The organism is Pseudoalteromonas shioyasakiensis (assembly GCF_022398475.1).
Lineage (GTDB): Bacteria > Pseudomonadota > Gammaproteobacteria > Enterobacterales > Alteromonadaceae > Pseudoalteromonas.
The window spans coordinates 16,883-41,254 of record NZ_JAKEVM010000010.1; the positions used below are offsets into that span (position 1 = coordinate 16,883).

The 24,372-nt window shown below is 41.4% G+C and carries 20 protein-coding genes; 9 read left to right on the forward strand and 11 right to left on the reverse strand.

Going from position 1 to position 24,372, the window contains the following annotated elements; genetic code table 11:
- Nucleotides 1–22 precede the first annotated feature (22 nt).
- Nucleotides 23–1,540, reverse strand: coding sequence for a S10 family peptidase (locus L1D51_RS03680; RefSeq protein ID WP_054562323.1), 1,518 nt, complete (start codon nt 1,538–1,540; stop codon nt 23–25).
- A gap of 244 nt (nt 1,541–1,784) precedes the next feature.
- On the opposite strand from L1D51_RS03680, the gene L1D51_RS03685 reads away from it, so the two are divergent.
- The 5 genes from L1D51_RS03685 (at nt 1,785) to mrcB (ending at nt 7,515) form a co-directional block, all read left to right on the forward strand.
- Entirely contained in the window at nt 1,785–3,014 is a 1,230-nt protein-coding gene (locus L1D51_RS03685) for a diguanylate cyclase (RefSeq protein ID WP_054562322.1), read from the forward strand.
- 181 nt (nt 3,015–3,195) lie between these two features.
- A complete protein-coding gene (locus L1D51_RS03690; RefSeq protein ID WP_054554260.1) occupies nt 3,196–3,534 on the forward strand; it encodes a P-II family nitrogen regulator in 339 nt (112 codons plus the stop codon).
- A 9-nt stretch (nt 3,535–3,543) separates the two neighbouring features.
- Nucleotides 3,544–4,773, forward strand: a complete 1,230-nt coding sequence (locus L1D51_RS03695) for an ammonium transporter (protein WP_054562321.1) — start codon at nt 3,544–3,546, stop codon at nt 4,771–4,773.
- Between the two features lie 161 nt (nt 4,774–4,934).
- Entirely contained in the window at nt 4,935–5,096 is a 162-nt protein-coding gene (locus L1D51_RS03700; RefSeq protein ID WP_082401591.1) for a YqaE/Pmp3 family membrane protein, read from the forward strand.
- Between the two features lie 91 nt (nt 5,097–5,187).
- Nucleotides 5,188–7,515: a penicillin-binding protein 1B gene (gene mrcB / locus L1D51_RS03705; protein ID WP_054562320.1), complete on the forward strand. Its 2,328-nt coding sequence runs from the start codon at nt 5,188–5,190 to the stop codon at nt 7,513–7,515.
- Between the two features lie 105 nt (nt 7,516–7,620).
- Here mrcB and hemL read toward each other — a convergent pair whose 3' ends face one another.
- The 6 genes from hemL to L1D51_RS03735 form a co-directional block, all read right to left on the reverse strand.
- The gene (hemL, locus tag L1D51_RS03710; RefSeq protein ID WP_054562319.1) at nt 7,621–8,901 is read right to left on the reverse strand and encodes a glutamate-1-semialdehyde 2,1-aminomutase; all 1,281 of its coding nucleotides are present in this window, start codon (nt 8,899–8,901) and stop codon (nt 7,621–7,623) included.
- Nucleotides 8,902–8,972: 71 nt separating this feature from the next.
- Nucleotides 8,973–9,989 (reverse strand): aspartate carbamoyltransferase, encoded by a 1,017-nt coding sequence (locus L1D51_RS03715; protein ID WP_054554265.1) that lies wholly within the window; start codon nt 9,987–9,989, stop codon nt 8,973–8,975.
- Between the two features lie 104 nt (nt 9,990–10,093).
- On the reverse strand, nt 10,094–10,528 hold the full coding sequence (locus L1D51_RS03720) for a CopD family protein (RefSeq protein ID WP_054562318.1): 435 nt from the start codon (nt 10,526–10,528) through the stop codon (nt 10,094–10,096).
- 20 nt (nt 10,529–10,548) lie between these two features.
- Nucleotides 10,549–12,231 (reverse strand): chloride channel protein, encoded by a 1,683-nt coding sequence (locus tag L1D51_RS03725; protein ID WP_054562317.1) that lies wholly within the window; start codon nt 12,229–12,231, stop codon nt 10,549–10,551.
- A gap of 99 nt (nt 12,232–12,330) precedes the next feature.
- Entirely contained in the window at nt 12,331–13,662 is a 1,332-nt protein-coding gene (locus L1D51_RS03730; RefSeq protein WP_239962713.1) for a type 2 periplasmic-binding domain-containing protein, read from the reverse strand.
- Between the two features lie 71 nt (nt 13,663–13,733).
- Nucleotides 13,734–16,109 (reverse strand): diguanylate cyclase domain-containing protein, encoded by a 2,376-nt coding sequence (locus L1D51_RS03735; protein ID WP_054562314.1) that lies wholly within the window; start codon nt 16,107–16,109, stop codon nt 13,734–13,736.
- Between the two features lie 180 nt (nt 16,110–16,289).
- Between L1D51_RS03735 and erpA the strand changes: the two genes are divergently transcribed.
- The 3 genes from erpA to L1D51_RS03750 all read left to right on the forward strand — a co-directional run bounded on the left by erpA (nt 16,290) and on the right by L1D51_RS03750 (nt 20,901).
- Entirely contained in the window at nt 16,290–16,628 is a 339-nt protein-coding gene (gene erpA, locus L1D51_RS03740; protein ID WP_054562313.1) for an iron-sulfur cluster insertion protein ErpA, read from the forward strand.
- A gap of 104 nt (nt 16,629–16,732) precedes the next feature.
- Nucleotides 16,733–17,824 carry an efflux RND transporter periplasmic adaptor subunit gene (locus tag L1D51_RS03745; RefSeq protein ID WP_055020646.1) on the forward strand — a complete coding sequence of 364 codons (1,092 nt, stop codon included), beginning with the start codon at nt 16,733–16,735 and terminating at the stop codon, nt 17,822–17,824.
- 2 nt (nt 17,825–17,826) lie between these two features.
- Nucleotides 17,827–20,901 (forward strand): efflux RND transporter permease subunit, encoded by a 3,075-nt coding sequence (locus L1D51_RS03750; RefSeq protein WP_054562311.1) that lies wholly within the window; start codon nt 17,827–17,829, stop codon nt 20,899–20,901.
- Nucleotides 20,902–20,940: 39 nt separating this feature from the next.
- Here the strand turns inward: L1D51_RS03750 and L1D51_RS03755 are convergent, their stop codons facing one another.
- Nucleotides 20,941–21,114, reverse strand: a complete 174-nt coding sequence (locus L1D51_RS03755) for a hypothetical protein (RefSeq protein ID WP_200907862.1) — start codon at nt 21,112–21,114, stop codon at nt 20,941–20,943.
- Between the two features lie 311 nt (nt 21,115–21,425).
- Here L1D51_RS03755 and L1D51_RS03760 point away from each other — a divergent pair, with 311 nt between their 5' ends.
- Nucleotides 21,426–21,665 (forward strand): helix-turn-helix domain-containing protein, encoded by a 240-nt coding sequence (locus tag L1D51_RS03760; protein ID WP_054562310.1) that lies wholly within the window; start codon nt 21,426–21,428, stop codon nt 21,663–21,665.
- A gap of 118 nt (nt 21,666–21,783) precedes the next feature.
- Here L1D51_RS03760 and L1D51_RS03765 read toward each other — a convergent pair whose 3' ends face one another.
- Genes L1D51_RS03765 through L1D51_RS03775 form a run of 3 tightly spaced genes read right to left on the reverse strand, consistent with a single transcriptional unit; the run spans nt 21,784 to nt 24,371 of the window.
- Nucleotides 21,784–23,163, reverse strand: coding sequence for an AmpG family muropeptide MFS transporter (locus L1D51_RS03765; protein WP_054562309.1), 1,380 nt, complete (start codon nt 23,161–23,163; stop codon nt 21,784–21,786).
- A 36-nt stretch (nt 23,164–23,199) separates the two neighbouring features.
- Nucleotides 23,200–23,817: a peptidylprolyl isomerase gene (locus L1D51_RS03770; protein WP_054562308.1), complete on the reverse strand. Its 618-nt coding sequence runs from the start codon at nt 23,815–23,817 to the stop codon at nt 23,200–23,202.
- A 2-nt stretch (nt 23,818–23,819) separates the two neighbouring features.
- The gene (locus L1D51_RS03775; RefSeq protein ID WP_054562307.1) at nt 23,820–24,371 is read right to left on the reverse strand and encodes a YajG family lipoprotein; all 552 of its coding nucleotides are present in this window, start codon (nt 24,369–24,371) and stop codon (nt 23,820–23,822) included.
- Nucleotide 24,372: the final 1 nt, after the last annotated feature.

Consider the following 24,372-nt stretch of genomic DNA (forward strand, 5'->3'; position numbering starts at 1 on the left):
TATGGTTTTGCAAATACGCTGTTTAGTATTTTGCTGCTTTGCCTTCGGCTGGTAGTGATTTCAGGATGAAATCACGTAAGTCATTATTTGATGACTCTAAATCTGCATGACGTAAATACATCATGTGACCACTGCGATAGCCTTTAAAGCTTAAACGATCTTTCATTTTGCCACTTGGATCTAACTGCCACATTGTGTATTTAGCATCAAAGTAGTTTGTTGCACCGTCGTAGTAGCCAGATTGAATCATCACGTTTAAGTATGGGTTTTGTGCCATTGCTAAACGTAAGTTTTCACCTGTGTTGTTGCCTGAGCGATCCCAAGGGTGAACATTACCAAATAGGTTATATTTGATATCGGTTTTGTAGTTAAGCTCTTCACGTAGGTAATAGTTAATCGCTGGCGTGAATGAGTGTAACCATGAAGTAAGCTCAGCCCAGTAATCAGGTGACTCACCTGCATCACGTTTGTCGATACCTAGGTAACGAGAATCTAAACGGCCCACAGTTTGGCCGCGCTCGCGTAATAGCTCTTTCCAGAAGAAGTTATTTGGAATATCAAGGTTATTTTGCTCAACAAACTTTTCAGATAAACCTGCGTATTTTGCTGCTTGCTTAATGATTGCACGTTTTTCATCAGCAGGTAAGAAACCACCTTTAGCAATTGCAGGTAAGAACTTATTAACGGTGAACTGTTCAACTTCAGGTAATAACTCGTCTAAGTCTTTTGCTTGTAAGTCTGCGCTAAGGGCTTTGTGGTACCAAGCGGTTGCTGCAAAGTAAGGTAGGCGGTTAGCAGCTTCTACAGGGCCTTCACGTTTAATACCAATTTCAGTTGGTGATACTAGAATAACGCCGTTGATATACATCCATTGGCGATTTTGTAATTCGTGAGCAAGACCAGAAACACGAGTCGTACCATAGCTCTCACCAATTAAGAACTTAGGTGAACGCCAGCGCTCGTTGCGAGAAACAAAGGTGTTTAACCATTCAGCTAAGTATTTGATGTCAGCGTTAACACCAAAGAACATTTTTTGTTGGTCTGACTTACTTGGCAACTCACCTTTTTCGTTTTCAAGAACGCGCGAGTAACCGGTGTTAACTGGGTTGATATAAACAATATCAGCCACGTCTAAAATTGAGTAAGGGTTATCTTTTACGCCATAAGGTTGAACAGGGTAACCTTCGTCATCAATTTTTAATACACGTGGTCCAGTATAGGCAAGGTGCATCCATACTGACGCAGAACCTGGGCCACCATTAAACGAAAAGACTAAAGGACGTTTTGTTCTATCGTCTACTTTATCGCGGGTATAATAAGTATATTGCAGCGTTGCAACGGCATCGCCTTGCTCATTCCAAACCGGTTGTGTACCTGTGGTTGCGGTATATGAAAAACGCTCACCATTAATGCGGGCTTTGTGCTCTGTTACCACTTTGCTGTCAACGTCAATACGACGTCCGTTATCAGCAAAGCTTGGAGTACTGAAGGTCAGTGTTAGTGCTGTCACTGACAAGCCAATAAAACTAACTAGTTTCATGTTGATTCCTTATTATTCGAATTGCAGCTATTAAAAAGTAAAGCAAACTCGATGACAAACTAATGAGACTAGTGACCAATATTAGCTGTTAAACAGAAAAATAACTGAAAATGCTGAGCTGGTTACAAAAAAGTGCATTTTTTTAGCAAAGATATTTTGCTTAATTATTTAGCTAGATTAAAAAATGGCGTATATTTAGCGTTTTTATAATCTGTGTACACGTGCTTAAGAAAGAGAAGTTGCAATGCAAAGAGTATTAGTAGTTGAAGACAGTAAAGTAGTACAGCAAGTGTTACGTCACCTCGCTGCTCACTATTTAGATGTGGCTGTCGACTTTGCGTGGTCTTTAAAAGAGGGCGTCTCTTTAATTTCCGAGCACGATTACACCTTGGCTTTAGTCGATTTAACGCTACCTGATGCGATGAATGGCGAAGTAGCTAAATACACCTTATCAAAAAACATCCCGACCGTTGTTCTAACATCAAAAATTGATGAATACATTCGCCAGCAAATGTTAGAGCTTGGTGTGGTTGATTACGTGGTTAAAGATAACCGCGACTCATACCATTATGCGATCAAACTTGTTGCACAATTACTTAGAAACGATGGTAGCAAAGCGCTGGTGGCTGATGACTCAGTACTAAGTCGCACTTTGATGAAGCAAATGCTCGAAAAGCAGTTGTTTGATGTACGCGATGCTCAAGATGGTGAACAAGCACTACAAATGCTTAAAGACGATCCTGAAATCAAGCTGCTTCTTACGGACTATGCAATGCCAACAATGGATGGTTTTGAGCTCGTTAAAGCGGTGCGTAATTTCCGCGGCCGTGATGATTTAGCTATTATCGGTTTATCAGGTGCCGGTAAGCATGGTTTATCGGCGCGTTTTATTAAATACGGCGCTAACGACTTTTTAACTAAGCCGTTTATGAATGAAGAGTTTCATTGCCGTGTTATGCAAACCATGGAGCAGCTTGCTTTAATAGCCGATATAAAAGAAAGCGCATACCGCGACCATTTAACTGGCTTGTATAATCGTCGTTATTTTTATCAATACGCAGAAAAACTGCTTAAAAATGTTGAGCAAGAAAACGTATTGGCTTTGCTTGATATCGACTTTTTTAAAAATGTGAACGACCAGTTTGGTCACGAGGCGGGTGATCAGGCGCTAAAACAAGTGTCTTCATTTTTAAAGACTAAGTTTGATGACTTTACTATTGCGAGAATTGGTGGCGAAGAATTTGCCGTGGTACTGCATAATATGGACTTAGCTAAGGCCGAATCGAGACTCAATACCTTTAGAGAGCAGTTAGCAAGCCATGCCTTTTCAATTAACGGTGAGCCTTACTCATTAACCATGAGTATTGGTATGACTCAATTCCAAAAAGTATCGCTTACAGCTGCGATGCGCATTGCTGACAAGGCCTTATATCAAGCCAAACAGCAAGATCGGAACTGCTTAGTTAAACTATAGTTGTGCTAATTGCACCAGCGCTGGTTAATTGTTAAAAAAATGCACCAATAGGGTGCATTTTTTTTGTGCAAAAACCAATTTTTATTTTTAAGTTATTGAAAATAAGCAATAAAAAATAGTGGCACAAAGGTTGGATTGTATAAGCCAACAGGATAACAATAAGCGTCCGAAGGGGGCCACTATGAAAATGATTAGTGCAATAATAAAGCCATTCAAACTTGATGATGTACGTGAAGCATTGGCTGATTTAGGCATTGAGGGGATGACAGTTGTCGACGTTAAAGGCTTTGGCCGTCAACGTGGTCATACTGAGCTATATCGTGGAGCTGAATACCAAGTCGATTTTATTCCAAAAATCAAACTTGAAATTGCAACTCGTAGCGAAAATTGTCAACGCGTTGTTGAAACCATCACAAAAATTGCTTCAACAGGCAAAATTGGTGACGGCAAAATTTTTGTTTACGACTTAGACCAAATCGTTCGTATCCGTACGGGCGAACTTGATGAAGAAGCAATTTAAGGGGGAATTATGGAAAACACTATCGTAGAGTTGAAGTTCTCACTCGACACTTTTTACTTTTTAATGTCGGGTGTTTTAGTAATGTGGATGGCGGCTGGTTTCGCTATGCTTGAAGCAGGTTTAGTTCGTGCAAAAAATACAACAGAAATCCTAACTAAAAACGTTGCACTATTTTCTATTGCCTGCACTATGTTCTTATTAGTGGGTTACAACATCATGTATGTTGATAACGCAGAAGGTGGTTTCATCCCTTCATTTGGCGCATTAATCGGCACTCAAGCTGCTGATGCGGATCACTCTTTAGAGTCTGATTTCTTCTTCCAAGTTGTGTTCGTAGCAACAGCTATGTCAATCGTATCTGGTGCGGTTGCTGAGCGTATGAAGTTATGGGCATTCTTAATTTTCACTGTTGTTTTAACTGGTTTCATCTACCCAATCGAAGGTTACTGGACTTGGGGCGCAGGTTTCTTATCTGAAATGGGCTTTGTTGACTTCGCTGGTTCTGCAATCGTTCACGGTGCAGGTGCTGCGGCAGCGCTAGCTGGTGTACTTTTCCTAGGTGCTCGTAAGGGGAAATACGGTAAAAACGGTGAAATCTACCCAATTCCTGGTTCTAACTTACCGTTAGCAACTCTAGGTACATTAATCCTTTGGATGGGTTGGTTCGGCTTTAACGGTGGTTCACAGCTACTTGTTTCTGACGCTGAAAACGCAACAGCGGTTGGTAAAATCTTCTTAAACACTAACGCAGCAGCAGCGTGTGGCGCAATTGCAGCACTATTCGTATGTAAAGTGTTATGGGGTAAAGCTGATTTAACTATGGTTCTTAATGGTGCACTAGCAGGTCTAGTAACGATTACTGCAGAGCCTGCATCTCCAACGCCATTACTTGCTTGTTTACTTGGTCTATTAGGTGGTTCACTGGTTGTATTTAGCATCGTTGCTCTTGATAAAGCGAAAATCGATGACCCTGTAGGTGCTATCTCTGTACACGGTGTGTGTGGTGCACTAGGTATCATGTTAGTACCACTTTCAAATTCTGATGCAACCTTTGTTAATCAATTAATTGGCTTAGTATGTATCTTAGGATTTGTGTTCATCGCGTCATCAATCGTATGGGCAATCCTGAAAAATACCATGGGTATCCGTGTTACCGAAGAAGAAGAACTAAACGGTATGGATCAACATGATTGTGGTATTGATGCTTACCCTGAGTTTGTATCAGTTCGCAGTAACTAATCTTGGTGCGTGCAAATAGCACGCCCATAACAATATCATTGTGTGTTCAAAACAAAGCTCTACTTAGGTAGGGCTTTTTTGCGTTTAAATAAGTCTTTTCTGATAGGCGAAATCGCTATTTTTTGACTATGCTTAATGTTCATTTCTAACAAGGAAAAACGATGGATAACAAACTCTTGCTTATAATTATTTCGCTATTTTTACCGCCTGTTGCGGTATTCTTAAAAGCGGGCGCAGGTAAAGACTTAGTGATTAACATTATTCTATGCTTTATCTTCTTTATACCTGCTGTGATCCACTCACTCTGGTTGTGTACACGCTAAACGAGTTTAAGTGACTGTTAATTTTACAGGTGTTAATATTGCGCTGTTCAAGGCGTAATCCTGTAAAATTAACTGACCAATAGCGAACTCAATGGCTGATAAAAAAACTCCTGCAAAAAAATCGTCTAGTAAACCGAAGGCGACATCAAAAAAAACTACCGCTAAGCGCTCACGCGCACCTCAAGGGCCAGCTAAAGCTAGTGTATTAAGAAAACTTTGGTCAATTTTTTGGAAGCTTTCACTTGCTGTGATTGTTGCCATGGTGCTGTATCTAATTTATTTAGATGCAAAAATTACTCGCCAATTTGAAGGCAATAAATGGCAGTTACCTGCACAAGTGTATGCTCGTGCAATGAGCTTTTATCCTGGGCAGTATTTGTCTCAGCAAGAGGTTATTTGGGAGTTAAACCGTTTAAATTACTCATCTGTAAACAAGCTAAGCCGAACTGGCCAGTATGTTAAATCAGCTAACAGTATTAAAGTGTACCGCCGTGAATTTGAATTTTATGATGGCCTTGAAGATTCACAAGTGATTGAGCTGCGTTTTTCAGGGCAGAAATTAGCAACTATCAAAGATAAATTTGGCCGACGTTTAAACAACGCTCGATTAGAGCCAGTTCAAATAGCCCGCATTGGTAATGATTCAAAGCAAGACCGCGAGTTTGTGCCGCTAGATAAATTTCCGCCGATGCTAAAAGACACTTTACTAGTGGTTGAAGATCGTAATTTTTATCAACACCATGGCGTATCTGTGTGGTCAATTATGCGCGCTTTATACAGCAATATTAAAGCCGGACGTACAGTGCAAGGGGGCAGTACCTTAACCCAGCAATTAGCAAAGAATATATACCTTACCCGTGAGCGCTCACTGGTGCGTAAGTTCAATGAAGCGCTTATCGCTCTGATATTAGATTACCGCTACAGCAAAGATGACATTTTAGAAGCTTACCTCAATGAAGTGTATTTAGGTCAGTCTTACAATCAAGGCGTTCATGGTATGGGCCTTGCCGCTGAGTTTTATTTCTCAAAGCCTGTGGATGAGCTTGAATACGACCAAATTGCGCTTTTAGTGGCTATGGTGAAAGGTCCATCGTATTACAACCCACGTCGTTATAGTGAGCGCGCAATGGAGCGCCGCGATCTAGTACTGCGCTTAATGGTTGAAAATAAATTGATTGATACCCGTGAATATCGCGCGGCATTAAAGCGCCCAATTGATATTGCACCAATGAAAGACAGTCTGCAAAAGTCGTATCCGGGTTACTTAGAATTAGTTAATCGAGAATTAAAGCGCCTGCTACCTGATCAGCAAGTGTTAGATGCCGGGGTGCGTGTATTCACCTATTTTGACTTACAAAAGCAAACGGCCATGGAAGAGTCGATTGAGGCAAGTTTACCTTATCTAGAAAGACGCCCTAAAACAGAAGAGCTTGAAGCGGCGATGATCTCTGTTAATGTTGAAAAGGGTGGGGTGTCGGCGTTGGTAGCAGGTCGTGACGTACGTTATTTTGGTTTTAACCGTGTGCTTGATACCAAGCGTAATATTGGCTCACTCGTTAAGCCTGCCGTTTATTTAACGGCATTTGAAAGTGGTCAGTTTAATGTTGCTACGTTGGTGGATGACTCACCGCTGCAAGTGACTAATGAGCAGGGGAAAGTATGGCAACCAGAGAACTTCGACAAGCAGTTTCGCGGCCCTATGCCACTATACAAAGCATTTAGTAACAGTATAAATATTCCTGCGGTTAACACGGGCCTTGATGTTGGGGTTGATAAAGTAGCTGATACCTTGAAGCGTTTAGGTGTAGAAGGGCGAATTGATCAATATCCATCATTGTTATTAGGCGCTCTTGAGCTTTCAAGCTTTGAGGTAGCGCAGCTTTATACAACCCTTGCTGCTGATGGTCAGTACCGCGAATTAACGTCTATTTCAGCACTGACAGACTCAGTAGGTAAGGTGCTTTATAAACATGATGTCAGCTCACAAAAACGTTTTGATGATGCATCAATCTACATGACTAAGTATGCAATGAAGCGCGTGACTAAAGATGGCACGGCTAAACGCCTAAATGCTCATTTCCCATCAATTCAGCTTGCTGGTAAAACAGGCACCAGTAATGACTTACGCGATAGTTGGTTTGCAGGTTTTGACCAAAACACCGTGACTGTTGCATGGATTGGTCGCGACGATAACAAGAGCACAGGTTTAACAGGAAGTGTTGGCGCACTAGAAGCTTACATTCGTTACCTTAAGCCACTCAACCCTGAAGCCATAGCGGATACTCGCCCTGCTTCTATTCGTTGGGCCTTTATTAACGAAGAGACTGGTCTGCAAGCGCCTCCGGGTTGCGGCAAAGTAGTGCAGCTACCTATACGTGCCAGTGAGTTTGAGCCTAGACCAACTTGCGTTAGAGATTAATAACACCAACTCGCATTAATACTTAAATAAACGAATTGGCAAAGAATAAAAAAAGCCCCAGCATTGAAAAATGCTGGGGCTTTTTATTAACTTGCTTAACGCTTATTAAAGCTTCGCGAATGCGCGCTCTGCGGCAGCAATGGTGTCGTTGATCTCTTTTTCAGAGTGCTCAGCGCACACAAAGCCTGCTTCAAACGCCGAAGGAGCTAGGTAAACACCTTCTTCTAGCATTAAGTGGAAGAACTTCTTGAAGCGCTCTAAATCACACTCAGTCGCTTGTTGGTAGCTAGTTACTTTTTCTTTATCAGTAAAGAAGAAGCCGTACATACCACCTGCGTAGTTTGTTGTAAGTGCAATGCCTGCTTTTTTCGCAGCGGCTTCAAAGCCTTCACAAATTGCTTTGCTCTTTGCTTCAAGTTCATCGTGCAGGCCTTCAGCACTTAATAGCTCTAAAGACTTTAAGCCAGCAGCCATGGCAATTGGGTTACCTGATAATGTACCTGCTTGATAAACTGGGCCAACAGGTGCGATGTAATCCATGATTTCTTTCTTACCACCAAATGCACCCACTGGCATACCGCCACCGATCACTTTACCTAAACACGTTAGGTCTGGCTTGATGTTGTAGTAAGCTTGTGCGCCGCCTAAAGCAACACGGAAACCTGTCATTACTTCATCAAAAATAAGCACAGATTTGTATTCATCACACACCTCACGTAAACCTTCTAAGAAGCCAGGTACAGGTGGAATACAGTTCATGTTGCCAGCAACTGGTTCAACGATGATACAAGCGATTTCGTCAGCGTATTTTGCGAAAATTGCTTTTACTTCATCAAGGTTGTTAAACGACACAGTTAATGTGTGCTTAGCAAAGTCTTCAGGAATACCCGGTGAGTTTGGTACACCCATAGTCAGTGCGCCTGAGCCTGCTTTTACTAGTAGTGAGTCAGCATGACCGTGGTAACAGCCTTCAAACTTTAAGATTTTGTCACGGCCAGTGAAACCACGTGCTAAGCGAATTGCACTCATTGTTGCTTCAGTACCTGAGCTTACCATACGTACTTTTTCGATTGATGGTACTAGCTCTTTTACTTTTTCGGCCATTAAGATTTCAGTTTCGGTTGGTGCACCATAACTTAAGCCATTTTCAACGGCTTCTAATACCGCTTGCTTAATAGCTGGGTGGTTATGACCCATGATCATTGGTCCCCATGAACCAACGTAATCGATATAACGGTTACCATCAGCATCAAAGGTAAAAGGGCCTTCAGCTTTAGTGATGAATAAAGGAGTACCGCCAACGCCATTGAAGGCACGAACTGGTGAGTTAACACCGCCTGGGATTGATTCTTGCGCGCGATTAAAAAGATCTTGGCTAATTGTCATGAATAGTCCTATTGGGTTGTCACGTTAAATGAGTTGGTTTGCAAGGGCTCAAAGAGCCCAAACGAAGTAGCTTAGCTATTACGTTTACGGCTAAACCAAGGCACGTCGACTTCATATTGCTCAACTTTGTCGGCAACATCTAAGGTTAGAGCAAACAACGCCATGCGAATTAACACGCCATTTTGCACTTGGCGGAAAATCGCTAGGTTGTCGTTGCTATTTAAATCGTTATCTAGCTCGTTTGCTTCTAAACGGCTATCACGAGGAAGTGGGTGCATCAGTACTGAGTTAGGCTTACAGTGTGCGTTGTAAATTGCCTGACTGATACGGAAACCACCACGGTATTTGTTAGCTTCTTCTTGTGAAGGAAAGCGCTCTTCTTGGATACGGGTTTGATAAACAATATCGGCGGCCAAGTTGCCTTCCATTTTATCTACTACTTGAATTTTATGACCTGCGTTATCAACAGCATCTAAAATGTAGTCTGGCATTTGTAAGCCATCAGGTGCCACCATAGAGAATTTAACGTCTTTATAATGACAAAGTAATTTAGATAAAGAGTGCACAGTACGGCCGTATTTTAAATCACCTACTAGGGCAATATGCATACCGTCGATACTTTGGTTGAAACGACCTAGCTCACGTTCAATCGTTAGTAAGTCTAGTAAGGCTTGTGTTGGGTGCTCATTCGGGCCGTCACCGCCATTAATCACTGGCACGTCACACCCGGTGGCAAACTCGGCAACAGAGCCTGCGTCAGGGTGGCGCATTGCGACTGCATCTGCATACGCTGAGATCACGCGTGCGGTATCATACAAAGATTCACCTTTTGCAAGCGCTGAGCTTTGCATGCCCGTTGTTTCACGAACTAAACCACCTAGTAAGTTAAATGCAGTACCAAAACTTACGCGAGTACGCGTGCTTGGTTCAAAGAACAAGTTCGCTAAAATTGCGCCCTCTAAAACATTGGTGCGCTTTTGCTTTTTAGCATAAGGCTCCATTTTCTTAGCAACTGCAAAAATACGTTCAATACAATCTCGATCAAGCTGATTGACCGACAGGATATTTTCACCTTGGAAACTTAGCATGGGGTTTGTTCCTAATCACATTTATAGGGCGCTGGCACTCGGTATGGGAGGCCGCATAAATTTGCGCAGTACTATAGCAAATTTTTAGCGTTCACAGCAGCAAATTATAAGTTAGGTTTAATAATTGCCAGTGCCACTATAGCTAAAAGGATGAGTACCGGAACTTCATTAAAAATACGGTAAAAGCGATCGCTACGTGTATTGCGATCATGCTTAAAGTCAGCCAGTAATTTAAAGCAATAGCCGTGGTAGATATAGAGAATAATCACTAACACCAGTTTGTAGTGCAGCCACATGCTGTATCTAAACCAGTCTCGACCATATTCAAAAATGGTCAGTACGCCAAATACCAATGTTAAAACAGCAAACGGTGTCACAAAAAACAGTAAGCGGCGTTCCATTACTTTCAGCATTGAGTTACAGGCTTTTTCTTCACTCATTGCGTGGTAAACAAAAAGACGTGGCAGGTAAAAAATACCGGCAAACCAAGCAATCATAAAGAATACGTGGAAGGTTTTATAAACTAATAGCGCAGTCATTTAAGCATCCATTTTAATTGTTATAACAAACTGTTGCGAATGGTAAGGATATGTCTGATTTGGTCCCAACGCAAAAGGCCCATAATCTGTTGGTTATCAAGCAGGTTGTAAATATATACCGCACCGCTGCGTTTATCTTTTAATAAGTCAAAAGCATCGGCTAATGTTGCTTGGCTACTAAGGCCGGCAAGGCTGACATATTTGATATTACTTTCTTGGTCAGACATCAGGCTTAAATCATATTCTGCAAGACGATAGCCATTCTCTTCATCATGAACAATCAGCGGGGTTTGGCTATCAAGGGCATCGAGCGACTCTTTAATTTGTTGTTTGTCGTCACTGTAAAGCAGCTTGAATTGCTCATCCATTTCATCCATCACACCTACTTTTTGTAATGCTTCGGTAGCTGGTGATATTTGATATTCAAGCCCTTGGAAATCAAGTTGTTGCATGAAAATAGAGCGGTTACCAAAAAACTGCAACGCCGTGACATAAGCCGTTGAGATCACCAACATGGCTGGCACAATGATCTCGGGGCTTGAGGTCAATTCCATAACCGTAGTGAGAGCTGCCAGTGGTGCGTGTAATGTTGCTGCCAATAACCCTGCCATGCCAAGCATGCTATAGGTACCTGTGATATCAACACCCGGACTAATAAACTGCGCGAAAAAGGCCATTAAGGTGCCCATTAATACCCCAAGTCCAATAACAGGGCCGATGATCCCACCTGGAATACCTAAACCAATGGCAAATAAGGTGGCGAGTAATTTAGCAATCAAGATGGTAGTTAAAAACTGCACATCATCTGGTGATTCAATAGCAATAGTGATAGCACTCATACCAGAGCCCATTGCATGAGGAACCATATAAGCAATTAAACCAGCTATTAATCCTGCTAGTAATAGACGAGGGAACATACTTAGTGGTTTGAAGGTACGGATTATAAGCATCAAGTTTTGGTTAAATGCATAAGCAACAGCGCCAAGTGCCATACCAAAAATGATTAAAAATGGGTAATGCCAACCACTCAATGGGTTCATGGTGATAAGTGCAAGCTCTGAAGCGTCACCAAAGACAAATTGAGTGGCTAATGCGCCGGTAACCGCTGCGAGCATAATGGGCACGAAAATATGCACCTTATACTCCCTCAGTACCACCTCCATGACAAAGATAACGGCTGCAAGTGGGGTGTTAAATGAAGCAGCAATACCAGCTGCAACACCACAACCGGTGAGGGTACGCATTGCATTGTGCGGAAGGTGTAGTTTATCGGCCAGTAAACTGGCACCCGTTGCACCCATATGTACTGAGGGGCCTTCTCGACCGACCGAAAAGCCACTAATAAGGGCTAATGCACCGCCGACAAATTGGTTTACCGTGTTGTAAAGCGGCATATGGCCATAATGTTTTTTAATACGGTGAATTACAAATGGAATGCCAAGACGATAATGCTTAAAGCCTGTTAGGGCGGCGAATAAGGCAATTAGTAAGGCTGCACCAACTGGCAGTATCATCCGCTCATAGGTTGGTAAAGTGGTGAAGTCATCAGGCTTATCTAAAAATAAGCTTTGAAAAAACATGATTGTGAGGCGAAAAAGTATGATCAACACTGCCGCAATTAACCCTGCACTTACACCAAGTAAGCACAATTGCACAGATGTTTTAGGCTTTGCTAGGCGACGTCTTAGTCTCTCAAGCCACATGCATATTTCCTCACAGCACTTTTGAGCCGCAGTTTAGCAAATCAAATTAACTAAGTCGTTGGGATTTTATAATTTTATCTGCATTTTGGGTAAATCTAGCTAATCTTTGCTGTCGTTATTAATTCGCTGCGTTAATTCAGGTAAGCGAGCTGTAATGGCTTTTGATATTTCATCTACCAACGGGGCATGTTTTTTATGAATAACCGTGTTGATAGCCATTTGCCTTAGTACAATTACAGAAAAATCTTTTTTAAAGGTAGTTATATCGTTATTGAGCGCAGGATAAAGTGCATAATCGACACGACCTTTTTTTAGCATAGTAAGCGTATGGCTCAAGTCTTCGTTATGAATGATCTCGGCTTTAATATCAAACTCATTAAGAATTTCGATATCACCAATCGAGCTCATAATTCGGTTGTTTGGGTTGTATAAATTATCTCTATCGCATGGCAGCGCTTTTCGACATAGAAGCACTAAGTTAATAACGCCAAGGCTAGGTTCTACGACAATAATATTCTCGAATTTACGCATATTACTTTGTGAGCGCACAATATCGCCGTCAACGATGCCTGCATTTAATAACAATACGCCTCTTCGAGATGGTGTTGCTTGCATCTGGACTTTGATATTTAAATCATTATAAACATCACTCATTAACGCTTTAAATGGTGCTACACGCGGAATATCTATATAGGTTAACAACAGCTTTTTTGGCCGAGAGTAATTTGTTGCAGAGGGCTTTGCGTCAGTAAATAAATCATTGAGTAAGGCTATTTTAGCTTTGTTTTCAGCGTCATTGCGTATGCCAATCACTAATGGGGAGTCGGTAAACTGAGTTACTATTTTTGGCTCAGATAGGTTTTGTTGCTCAGCAAAATAGTTAAGCACTTTTGGTGCAGTAATCGCAAAATTAATCTGCTTAGTTTGCAATAAGTGAAATAGTTCTTCATCGTTTGCTGTTTGCACTATGCTGTCAGCATAGGATTGAATTACTTTTTCGACCACACCCGGGTAAATATAAGGCTCAACAACGCCAACTTTGTGCTCATTAAAAAGCTGTTCAAGGTTTTCAAAATCTTGTGGATTAGACTGAGTGGTAATGACAGCTAGTTGAGAATTTAAAATAGTGGCTGAAGCAACAAAGCCGGGCATCATTTCAGATGGCCAAGCAGGGTAATAACCCAGGTAGCCGGTTAACTGGGCTTTTTTTATTGCATTTTGCCAAGGTAAATATTCAACTTCTAGGTTTATCGATTTTTTGGCAAGCGTGTCTCTTAATAGTGCAATAGCATCACCGCCATTTTCCATTTTACTACTTGCATACGGCGGGGCTTCTAAAGAGGTGATTTCCCATGTTTCTTGGTACGTGCTATCAGCAGCTGCAAGCGAGCTAAAAACAAGTACCATAAAATAATAAAAGCGAGAAAGCATGGAAAAAGAATCATTATTAATTGTTCAATAAGTATACGTCTAAATTAGACTTTTTAGCATTATTAATTTGCTTATTTGCAGTTCATAACATTACAACTAAAGCAGTGATGTTTTTGGTCATACATACGCTTATCGGCCATGCTAAGTAATTCGTCAAATGATTGCGCATCGTCAGGATATAATGCAAAGCCAACACTCGCCTCAACGAGCAAGTCACCATACTCTGATTTTATCGGCGCCTTAATCGCACAGATCAATCGTGATAGTGCACGGTTTATTTGTACTTGGTTTTCTATGTCGGTAACAATAACTACAAACTCATCACCACCAATGCGTGCAGCACAATCGGTTTTGCGAGCAGTATCTTGTAAGCGTTTAGCAACTTCTACCAGTACTTTATCTCCCACTGCATGGCCATGGGTGTCGTTAATCGGCTTAAACTTATCAAGATCAAAATACAGACAACCTACCTTAGAGCCTGTGCGCTCAACACGGGCAAATTCTTGCTTGATGAATCGCTCAAGCGCACTACGATTTGCTAAACCAGTAAGGTAGTCTGTTTGTGCTAATTGCCTAATTTTCTTCTCTGCCATGACGCGTTTCGTGATATCGAAGTTAACGCCAATCATGCGGTTGCCGTATATTCTTCCATCTGCATTGATATAGCGTGTTTTGCCAGAGGGTAGAACAATCTGAAACTCTGCGTGAAACTCTTCGCCATTTAAAATTGCGAGTTTTAGCTTGTTAGTCACGTCTTCATATTCATCTGGATGCAAGCTATTTGCCCATGCTGAATAGTCTCCTTTGAATTCTGATTTTGGAATTTCAAATAAGGTATGCATCCAGTCATCCCAAATCAGTTCATTAGTGTCAAAATTCCACTCCCATATACCAATATGAGCAGCATCTGCAGCCATAGACATGCGTTGGTGTAAGCTTTCAAGCTCGGTTTTTGCTTGTTTTAATTCAGTAACATCTTCAGAAACGTCCAATAAATATTGCGCTTTACCATTACTGTCTTTAATTGTGAGTTTCCGTGTTCTTAAATAATGAGTATTGTCATCAATAGTAACCGGCTTTTCCTCTATAGTTAGAGTGTCATCACTTTTCAATACATCCCGATCGGTTTGCACGAAACTGACTGCTTGTTCATTACTGAAAATATCAAAGTCATTTAAACCGATTAGTTGGTCTTTATTTTTACCAAGTAGTTGCTCACCCGCTTTATTTACATGGCTAAATGTAAGATGCTCAGCTTCTTTTACAAACAACATGATGGGTAAATTATCGAAAATAGTTTGTGTAAAGGCTTCTTGGTTTCGAATATCAGAGAGATCTTTTATTGTCGCCACATAAGGACCTGACTCTTTTTTACCAATTGAGCTGATTGTTAATGTAATGGGAAATCGTTTTTTATTGGCTCGTTGTCCTTTTAAGAGCCGACTGCTACTTTTACCCGCCGTTTTTTTACTGAGCTGTGAATCTCTGAGGATTTCATCAAGTTCTAACGATCTTTCGGGGATCAGGGTACGAATATGTTTGCCTATTAAATCATGCGGCTGATAGCCAAAAACTTGGTTAACAGCCGGGTTTGCAAATTCAATTTTTCCTTCATTATTAAAGCTAATTACCACATCTTGTACGGTATTAAGTACTGCTTTTAGTTTTGCTGATAATAAGCTCCTTGCTCTGAGCTCAACAGCACCCAATACAAACAGACTTAATGCCACCAGAATAAAAATAATAAGTTGTGCTAACGTCGAGTAGTCGTGGGTTGTAACATAGGTGGTGTATTCAGTTTCAAAAACAGACATCGAAATCATGCCGATGTAATGCATTCCCGAAATTGCACTGCCCATTATCAAAGCCACCACCAAGTTCATCCGTGTTTGATGAACCCCTTTAGCAAGTCGAAAATCATTAATTTTTAATGCGATACCTGACAGTACAATAGCGACGATAATAGATAAAGAGAACAACCAAGGCTCATAAGCCATTTTTGCAGGCATCACCATCGCCATCATGCCAACAAAATGCATCGAGCCAATCCCAGCACCCATTAGCACACTTCTAAATAGTAGCCCTTTGTCGGTTTGTAGTGCTGGTGATAGTACGATGTAACTGGCAAACACACTTGGCAAAATTGATATCAAGGTAATGCTAATGTTGTATTCAATAGGGATGGGCAAGTTGTAGGCAAGCATACCCACAAAGTGCATACCCCAAATACCTATACCTAAAAAACACGAAGCCATGATGGTCCATATCTGACTTTCATTCTTTAGATAAGAGTGTTTGATACGAGCTGATAATAAAAAAGAGATATACGAAGCAAATACGGCTGTGAGGATTGAAGCAAAAGCAAGGAGTAAATCGTATTCAGCTGGAATGACTTGCGCACTGCTTAAATTATCAGTTATAAAATGCAGCTTGAAATGCTCTATCACAATTATCTTCCCTCAGTGCAAACTCATGCCAGCCCAAATGTAGTACAAATTAACTTTAGTCCAAGTCGAATGGCTTAGCCAGTTGCCCTCACCATAATTGAGATGCTCTTCTGGTGATACTTGATTAAAACACTCGGGTATTAGATAATTGCGGCCAATATAGGTTTTGAGGGTTTTGGTATGTCAGATGAGTTGCCAATCAAGTTCAGCGATGCAGCAGCTGTTCGTGTTAAACAGTTAATCGAAGAAGAAGAGAATCCAGATCTTAAACTACGTGTTTATGTAACAGGTGGTGGTTGCTCAGGTTTCCAATATGGTTTTACTTTTGATGAAAAAGCTAACCCTGGCGATTTAGAAATTGTTAAAAATGGTGTAACGCTTGTTATCGACCCTATGAGTATTCAGTATTTGGTCGATGGTACCGTTGACTATACTGAAGGGCTTGAAGGCGCACGCTTTTTTGTTAATAACCCGAATGCAACAACAACCTGTGGTTGCGGAGCCAGCTTCAGCGTTTAACGAATTATTTAAAAAAGCCACTTTATGTGGCTTTTTTATTGCTTTAATTTCTCATAATATCTTGCCTCTGCTAAATTTTACGCATTATTAGAAGGAATTTTGCGTTGCCAAATATAACTACAACAATAGAAAAGAAACCCTATATTTTAGCTATCGCCATTGTTTTGGTGATTGTACTGTGGATGCTGTCTGGGGATAGCAAAGCAGATCAAAAAGCACAGCAAAGTGATGAGCAAGTTCAAGAGCGCTTGCCTAAAGTGCAAGTGATGCCGTTGGTCGCTAAGAATATTAATAAAAACCTAACTTTTTATGGAAAGTCAGAGCCTGACAAAATCGCGAACATTAGCGCTAGGCAAGCAGGGCAAGTACTCGAAATTTTGGTTGAAGAAGGTCAGTTTGTAAAACAAGATCAGGTTATTTTACGTCTCGATAAATCTGATTTAGCCGCCCAAATCACATCAGCAGAAGCCTTAGTTGCCCAGTATCAAACTGAATACGAAGGCGCGCTTAAACTTAATCAGCAAGGTTTACAAAACAAAGTATTGACCATGCAAGCACAAGCTATGTTGCAACAAGCAAAAGCAACTTTGGTAAGCCTTGAATTAAAGCTAGAGCGCACTGAAGTACGTGCTGCTTTTGATGGCGTTATCAACAAACGTTTAGTCGAAATTGGTGATTATGTTGGCATAGGCGACCCTATTTTGCAGCTCGCTGATTTAGACCCGTTAATTGTCAGAGCCGATGCGACTCAAAAAGAAGTGCAAGGCTTAGAAGTTGGGCAAACTACCTTTGCTCATGTGTTAAATGACAAAACCTATCCGGGTCGAATTCGTTATATTGCCTCTGTTGCTGATGACAGCACTAATACATTTCGCATCGAAGCGGCGTTTGAAAACCCAGGTATGAAATATAAAGCAGGTTTTTCGACTCAGCTTAATATTGAGTTGCCAACTGAGCCTGCCATGTTATTAAGCCCGGCTTTTATGGCCCTAGATGAACAAGGTAATATCGGCGTAAAAGTCGTGAATGACGACAATATTGTAGAGTTTAAGTCAGTAAATCTAGCTAAAAGCACCGAGCAGGGCGTTTGGCTTTGGGGTTTAGGTGAGCAAGCGAATGTTATTACCCTTGGTCAAGGTTTTGTGCGTGCCGGTGACAAAGTTGAGCCTGTGTTTACTGAAGCAACGAGCAACTAAGTATGAAAAACTTAATTGAAGCGTCGTTGACTCACACGCGTACGGTTTTATCTATTTTCATCTTGTTGCTGATCTCGGGGTGGGTGACATATCAAACCATCCCTAAAGAAGCGAATCCTGATGTCACTATTCCTTTTATTTATGTGTCGATTATTCATGACGGTATTTCCCCTGAAGATGCTGAGCGGCTATTAGTTAGGCCAATGGAGATTGAGCTACGCTCGATTGAAGGCGTAAAAGAAATGTCAGCGGTGGCAAGTGAAGGACATGCCTCTGTGACCCTTGAGTTTATTGCGGGTATGGATCCCAAAGAAGCCTTAGCTGATGTACGAGATAAAGTTAGTTTAGCTAAGGCAAAACTGCCTTCTGAATCAGAAGAACCAGAAGTTCATGAAATCTTGATGGAAGATCAGCAGCCAACCATTACATTAACCTTGTCAGGCGATGCGCCAGAGCGAGGTTTACTAACCCTGGCCCGTAATCTAAAAGATGAACTAGAAAGCATTTCTAGTGTATTAGAAGTTGATGTAGGTGGTGACCGCGAGGATATGGTCGAAATTGAGGTCGATCCATTGGCGATGATTTCTTATGGCCTTGAACCGAATGACATTATTCAACTGCTATCAAATAACAACCGCTTAGTTGCTGCTGGCACCCTTGATACTGGTAAAGGCCGCTTTGCTGTAAAAATCCCATCGGTATTTGAGACGATTCAGGATGTGATGGAGCAACCTGTGAAAGTTGTTGGCGATAGGGTGGTGCGTTTTATGGACGTAGCAAAAATTCGCCGAGCATATAAAGATCCAACCTCAATCGCACGTATTAATGGCCGCCACGCGGTTTCGCTGGAAGTAAAAAAACGTGCTGGCGAAAATATTATTGATACGGTCGATCAAGTTAAAAAAGTGGTGAATGAGGCCAAGGAAATTTGGCCTGAGCATATACGAGTGGATTACACCGGCGACATGTCAAAAGACGTGAAAATGATGCTCTCTGATCTGCAAAATAATGTGCTGTCTGCTGTATTGTTGGTAGTTATTGTGATTGTGGCGGTACTTGGCGCGCGCACCGCCTTCTTAGTAGGTATTGCCATTCCTGGTTCATTCTTAACCGGGATTTTAGTGATCTCTGTATTTGGTTTAACGGTGAATATCGTGGTGCTTTTTGCACTCATCATGGCTGTCGGTATGCTGGTGGACGGTGCTATCGTTGTCAGTGAGTTTGCTGACAGAGCGATGAGTGAAGGCAAACCACGCAAGGCTGCTTATAAACTAGCTGCTGAGCGAATGGCGTGGCCAATCATCGCTTCTACGGCAACGACATTAGCTGCCTTTGCACCGCTAATATTTTGGCCGGGAATGATGGGCGAGTTTATGAAATACTTGCCGATTACGCTTATTGCCACCTTGACTGCGTCATTACTTATGGCATTGGTTTTTGTGCCAACCATCGGTGGATTAATAGGAAAATCAAGGCCGCTTTCTGAGCAGCAAAAACATGATTTAGAGTTAGCTGAGTCTGGTGACTTAACACAAATTAAAGGGATGCTTGGGCGTTATATTCGAGTGCTTGATTATGCAACAGAGCGTCCTTGGTGGAGCCTTGCTGCTGCAATCGTGTTTTCTATTTTGGTGTTCTTTGCATTTGCTGTTTCTAAGTTAGGGGTTGAGTTCTTTCCTGATGTTGAGCCAAATGGCGTCAATATCAAAGTACGCTCTTACAGTGACTTATCTATTTTTGAAAAAGACGTGATCATGAAAGACATTGAGTCACGCATTTTAAAAGTGGAAGGTATTAAAACCTTGTATGCCCGTACTGGCGGTAAAGATCAGGTAGGCACGTTTAGAATGAATCTAAAAGACTGGGATGAGCGCCCACCTGCAGAAGATATAATCAGTCAAGTTAACGAAATCACGGCAAGTTATGCTGGTGTCGAAATTGAACTTCGTAAAGATGAAAACGGCCCCGGTGGTGGCAAAGCGCTGAGTATTGAACTCAGCTCTCGATTTGTTGATGTGCTTAACAGTGAAGCAAAACGAGTAAGACAAGCTATCGAAAATGATGGCGCGTTTCGAAATGTTGATGACAGTGCTTCAAAACCGGGCATTGAGTGGCAACTTAAATTGAATCGTTCGGATGCGGCTCGTTTTGGTGCGGATGCCAGTATGCTAGGGGCGAATGTTCAGCTTATTACTAATGGTTTAAAACTAGGGGAATACCGCCCCGATGATGTTGATGACGAGATTGATATTCGCGTACGCTTTCCTCATGACAAGCGAGATTTAGGACGTCTTGAAACGTTGCGTGTAAAAACTATGCACGGGCAAGTGCCAATTAGTCACTTTGTTGAGCGCCAAGCAGCCCCTAAGGTCGATACAATTCGCCGTGTTGATTCTCAGCGCGTTGTTACCGTTAATGCAGACATGAAACCGGGTGAACAACTTGCTAAAGCGTTGCCACGCTTACAAGCGCAACTAGAGGAGCAAGGGTTAGATCCGCGCGTGAAAATTAAAGTGCGTGGTGAAACCGAAGATCAAGATGAATCAGAAGCCTTCCTTGAGCAGGCTTTTGTGGTTGCCCTGTTTGTGATGGGGATCATTCTGGTAACGCAATTTAATAGCTTTTATCAGGCATTTTTGATTTTAAGTGCTGTACTGTTTTCAACTGTGGGTGTGTTCTTAGGTTTAACCGTATTACAGCAACCGTTTGGTATCGTGATGTCAGGCATCGGGGTTATCTCGCTTGCAGGTATTGTAGTTAATAACAATATTGTATTGATTGATACCTATAATGTTTTACGTAGCCAAGGTCTTGCTGCAAAAGATGCGATTTTACGAACCGGTGCTCAGCGTTTAAGGCCAGTACTGTTAACGACTGTGACCACCATTTTGGGATTAATGCCGATGGTACTGCAAGTGAATATTGACTTATTTAACCGCCATATTGATTTTGGTGCGCCATCTACTCAGTGGTGGGTGCAATTGGCCACGGCTGTTGCGGGTGGTTTAACATTTGCCACAGTATTGACACTGGTACTTACGCCTTGCTTGTTAATGCTACGAGATCGTCGTCGGTAATCGGTAAATTCGTTACTGATTAATTAAAAATGAGTGACCCTAGTGTTGGGTCACTTTAATCATCAGTAAAAAGAAGCCTAAAACTAACGCAGAGGCGATTGAAATATACACAAACCCTTTTTTACCTTGCTTAATTGGTACACGATTGTGTTTTAAAAACAGGTACCATGCGACACACAGTACAATTGGCAACAAAAATAATATACGAAACATTTCCTAGCCTTTTTCAGTATTTACATACACTTTAAGCATAAATATGCAGAATTTAAAGTGATACTTTCATCTTGTTACACTTCCAATTGATCAATTTTTTGGTACAGTAAACCAGTTAACTATAGAGCACATGCTTTAATTTTAGCTACACTTAGTCTTGTATACTAAAAAGGTCCATTCCTAAAAGGTGGACATTTGTATAATTAATCATTCAAAGTGAAAATTATTAGTATATAATGTGTCCAAGAGTGAGACGGGCAAATTTCACTCTTAAATTATTAACTTGAATCATCTAGTAGGAGATGTATTTTATGATGGGTAAAACAGTTTCTTCTGAAGAAAACTCGAAACTAACAAAATGGCTTAAAACTAAACGCCACGAGAAAGGTCACACAATGCGTAGCCTTGCACAGGTTTTAGGTACGCCACACTCTTTCATTGGTAAAATTGAAAACCAAGAACGTCGTTTAGATGTTATTGAATTCATGCGTTATTGCGACGCTTTAGAAGTTGACCCATACGAAGGTCTTAATCTGCTAAAAGACGCTTAATTATTCATTACTAAAAGCGAAACGCCGCTTTTAAAGTAATATAAATAGTGCAAGGAAGCGCTATTTAAAGTCTCTCCCTTGCATCATCCTCTCTTTAATCACATACGTATCAGATTTGTTAATTGTTTTGGTGATAGTTGTTTTCTAACGCATAAAGCTTATGACGAATTAAGAATAAAAATACCAGTGATGGGATCACCATCAATGCAGTTAGCACAAAGAACATCGCCCAGTTTCCACCTAACCAGTCATCAATAACCACGCCGCTGTAGCTCGACAGTAAAGTTCTGCCTAAATTACCCAATGAAGCAAGTAGTGCATAGTGGGTCGCACTAAATGCTCTGTCGCATAACATTGATATAAACGCCACCATGGCTACCAGTGACCAAGCTTGGGTAAAACCATCAATAATAATAGCAAATGCATACAGACTCAGTTTGGGGCCTGCAATAGCGATCCAGGCAAAAGCTAAGTTTGAAGCTGCCATCGCAATACCGCTAATAAACAAGCCTTTTACAATGCCATAGCGTTGATTGAATAAGCTTCCTAAAAAAGTAAAAGCGATGGTGAGCACTGCAGTGCCCACTTTTGAGAAGGTCGCTATGTCACTATTTGAAAAGCCGACTTCTTTATAAAACACGATAGACATTCGCCCTAAAAAGGCTTCACCGATTTTAAATAAGAAAATAAAGGCCAATAATGCCAATGCTGTTTTTACGCCATTACGGGCAAAGAAGGTTCTGAAAGGATCAAAAACGGTTACAGCAAGCCATGCAATCACTTTAGCAAAGCGAGTCTGCGTACTACCAGCTAGCTTTTGTTGATAGGTTTGTTCAAGCTCAGCTTGAACAGCATCACGGTTTGATTCGGGTTCTTTTGCCCACAATACGCTGCTCATTAATAGCAGCATTACCACAGATAAGAAAAAGTAAACTTGTGGCCAATCAATTGAAGGGATGTCGGCCATATAAAATGGCAGGGCGCCTAATAGGGCGTAACCGCTCCACCAACCTGAAGTGGCCATTGCAGCTGCTGCGGTGGCTTTGTGGCTTTCGTTTTCGGCTAAAGTGTCGATACGAAATGCATCAATAGCAATATCTTGAGTCGCAGAAGCGATAGCAATAACTAAACACAGCGCGGCAGCAAACCAGAGGTTGGCCTTGATATCGAGCCCAGCAAGTGAAAAGGTGCCAATAAAAATCACTGACTGGCAAAGTAAAATCCAGCTACGGCGCTGGCCTAGCCAGTTAAATAAAACAGGTAACTTTACACGGTCAACGAGCGGTGACCATAAAAAGTTAATGCTATACGCACCAAACACTATGCCAAATAACCCGATCATACTGCGGCTTAAGCCTTCGTCTTTTAGCCAAGCCGACATGACAGAGCCAATCAATACCCAAGGAAAGCCACTGCTGATACCAAAGATGAATATATTGATTAAACGTTTATCTTTGAAGTACGAGAAATACTCTGAAATAGAAAGGGGTTTTGTCATAGTGTTGCCAGTTTAAGGGGCGTGCGCCCCTATTTATTATTGATTAGCGTCAAGCACTTTTACGTTTAAGATAACAACAGGATCTTTGGGTACAAAGCTGTAACCGATTTTTTCGTTAAAAGCGGTTTCGACACGCATGATTTTGTCTAGTGTGTCATAGCCATCCATGACCATACCGAATACGGCAAAGCCCCAGTCGCGACCAGGATTAAGATGATCGTTATCGTCCATATTAAAGAAAAACTGACGAGTACCTGAGTGAGGTTTACGGTCTTGATATGCCATTGCGATGCTATACATATCGTTTTTTAACCCGTTGCCACTTTCATTAAAAATAGGGTCACCTTCGTACAGACCATCATAGTCTTTATCGTAACCACCGCCTTGAATAACAAAATCACGTTCGTTGTCTTCATCACGTTCTACACGGTGAAACACACTACCTTGATAGCTACCGTCGGCAACGTAAGTTAGAAAGTTATTTACGGTTATTGGTGCGCGTGAACGATCCATTTCGACCACAATACTGCCAAGCGTAGTGACAATTTCTACGCGTGGAAACATATTATCTTTTTGAATAAATTTACCCTCAGTCGCTGCGAATGAACTGTGAGCAAAAAACAATATAAAACTAAGTAATAAAATACGCTTCATAGTTAACCTTCTAAATAGGCGATTAATTCTGGGTCAGATACAATGCGGGTAATTATTTGCTCAGTCAACTTATTAAGCTGACCTTCTACTTTTGCACGGTCATGGCTGAGTGGCCCTTCTAGGTTTGCATTACCACGGTATATCTTGCTGAAAGTGCTTGAGTTTCTGATTACTCTTAAGCCTAATTCAATAGTTGCGTCACTTGTGTGAGTCATCATCTTTTCAGTAACAACTGCTTGTAGCTTATGAATATCTAATTCAAAGCGTGTTGTTGCCAAGTTTGAGATACTCGCCCCATTACGGCTTAACGCACTGTCTAGAGCGCTTTTCACTGAATCAGTAATACCTGGGCTGGCAAGGGTTTTAGTTTTATCTGATTCAATAATTTTTAGGGTCACGTTGTCGCCGCGTAAATCAATTACGCTAGTACTAACGCTAGTACTAAGGTTTGAAATTTTGCCGCCTTGATAAACGGGGTTTAAAATTAATTGATTGGGTTGGTTGCTACATGCCGCAAGCGCAAGCACCGCACATAAAGGAAGTATTTTTTTCATT

Coding starts and splice junctions, on each gene's coding strand:
- L1D51_RS03690 (WP_054554260.1), top strand. CDS start 3,196: ATGAAAATGATTAGTGCAATAATAAAGCCATTCAAACTTGATGATGTA.
- L1D51_RS03765 (WP_054562309.1), bottom strand. CDS start 23,163: ATGACAAAACCCCTTTCTATTTCAGAGTATTTCTCGTACTTCAAAGAT.
- L1D51_RS03715 (WP_054554265.1), bottom strand. CDS start 9,989: ATGCTAAGTTTCCAAGGTGAAAATATCCTGTCGGTCAATCAGCTTGAT.
- erpA (WP_054562313.1), top strand. CDS start 16,290: ATGTCAGATGAGTTGCCAATCAAGTTCAGCGATGCAGCAGCTGTTCGT.
- L1D51_RS03770 (WP_054562308.1), bottom strand. CDS start 23,817: ATGAAGCGTATTTTATTACTTAGTTTTATATTGTTTTTTGCTCACAGT.
- L1D51_RS03700 (WP_082401591.1), top strand. CDS start 4,935: ATGGATAACAAACTCTTGCTTATAATTATTTCGCTATTTTTACCGCCT.
- mrcB (WP_054562320.1), top strand. CDS start 5,188: ATGGCTGATAAAAAAACTCCTGCAAAAAAATCGTCTAGTAAACCGAAG.
- L1D51_RS03695 (WP_054562321.1), top strand. CDS start 3,544: ATGGAAAACACTATCGTAGAGTTGAAGTTCTCACTCGACACTTTTTAC.
- L1D51_RS03755 (WP_200907862.1), bottom strand. CDS start 21,114: ATGTTTCGTATATTATTTTTGTTGCCAATTGTACTGTGTGTCGCATGG.
- L1D51_RS03720 (WP_054562318.1), bottom strand. CDS start 10,528: ATGACTGCGCTATTAGTTTATAAAACCTTCCACGTATTCTTTATGATT.
- L1D51_RS03760 (WP_054562310.1), top strand. CDS start 21,426: ATGATGGGTAAAACAGTTTCTTCTGAAGAAAACTCGAAACTAACAAAA.
- hemL (WP_054562319.1), bottom strand. CDS start 8,901: ATGACAATTAGCCAAGATCTTTTTAATCGCGCGCAAGAATCAATCCCA.
- L1D51_RS03730 (WP_239962713.1), bottom strand. CDS start 13,662: ATGCTTTCTCGCTTTTATTATTTTATGGTACTTGTTTTTAGCTCGCTT.
- L1D51_RS03680 (WP_054562323.1), bottom strand. CDS start 1,540: ATGAAACTAGTTAGTTTTATTGGCTTGTCAGTGACAGCACTAACACTG.
- L1D51_RS03685 (WP_054562322.1), top strand. CDS start 1,785: ATGCAAAGAGTATTAGTAGTTGAAGACAGTAAAGTAGTACAGCAAGTG.
- L1D51_RS03750 (WP_054562311.1), top strand. CDS start 17,827: ATGAAAAACTTAATTGAAGCGTCGTTGACTCACACGCGTACGGTTTTA.
- L1D51_RS03725 (WP_054562317.1), bottom strand. CDS start 12,231: ATGTGGCTTGAGAGACTAAGACGTCGCCTAGCAAAGCCTAAAACATCT.
- L1D51_RS03775 (WP_054562307.1), bottom strand. CDS start 24,371: ATGAAAAAAATACTTCCTTTATGTGCGGTGCTTGCGCTTGCGGCATGT.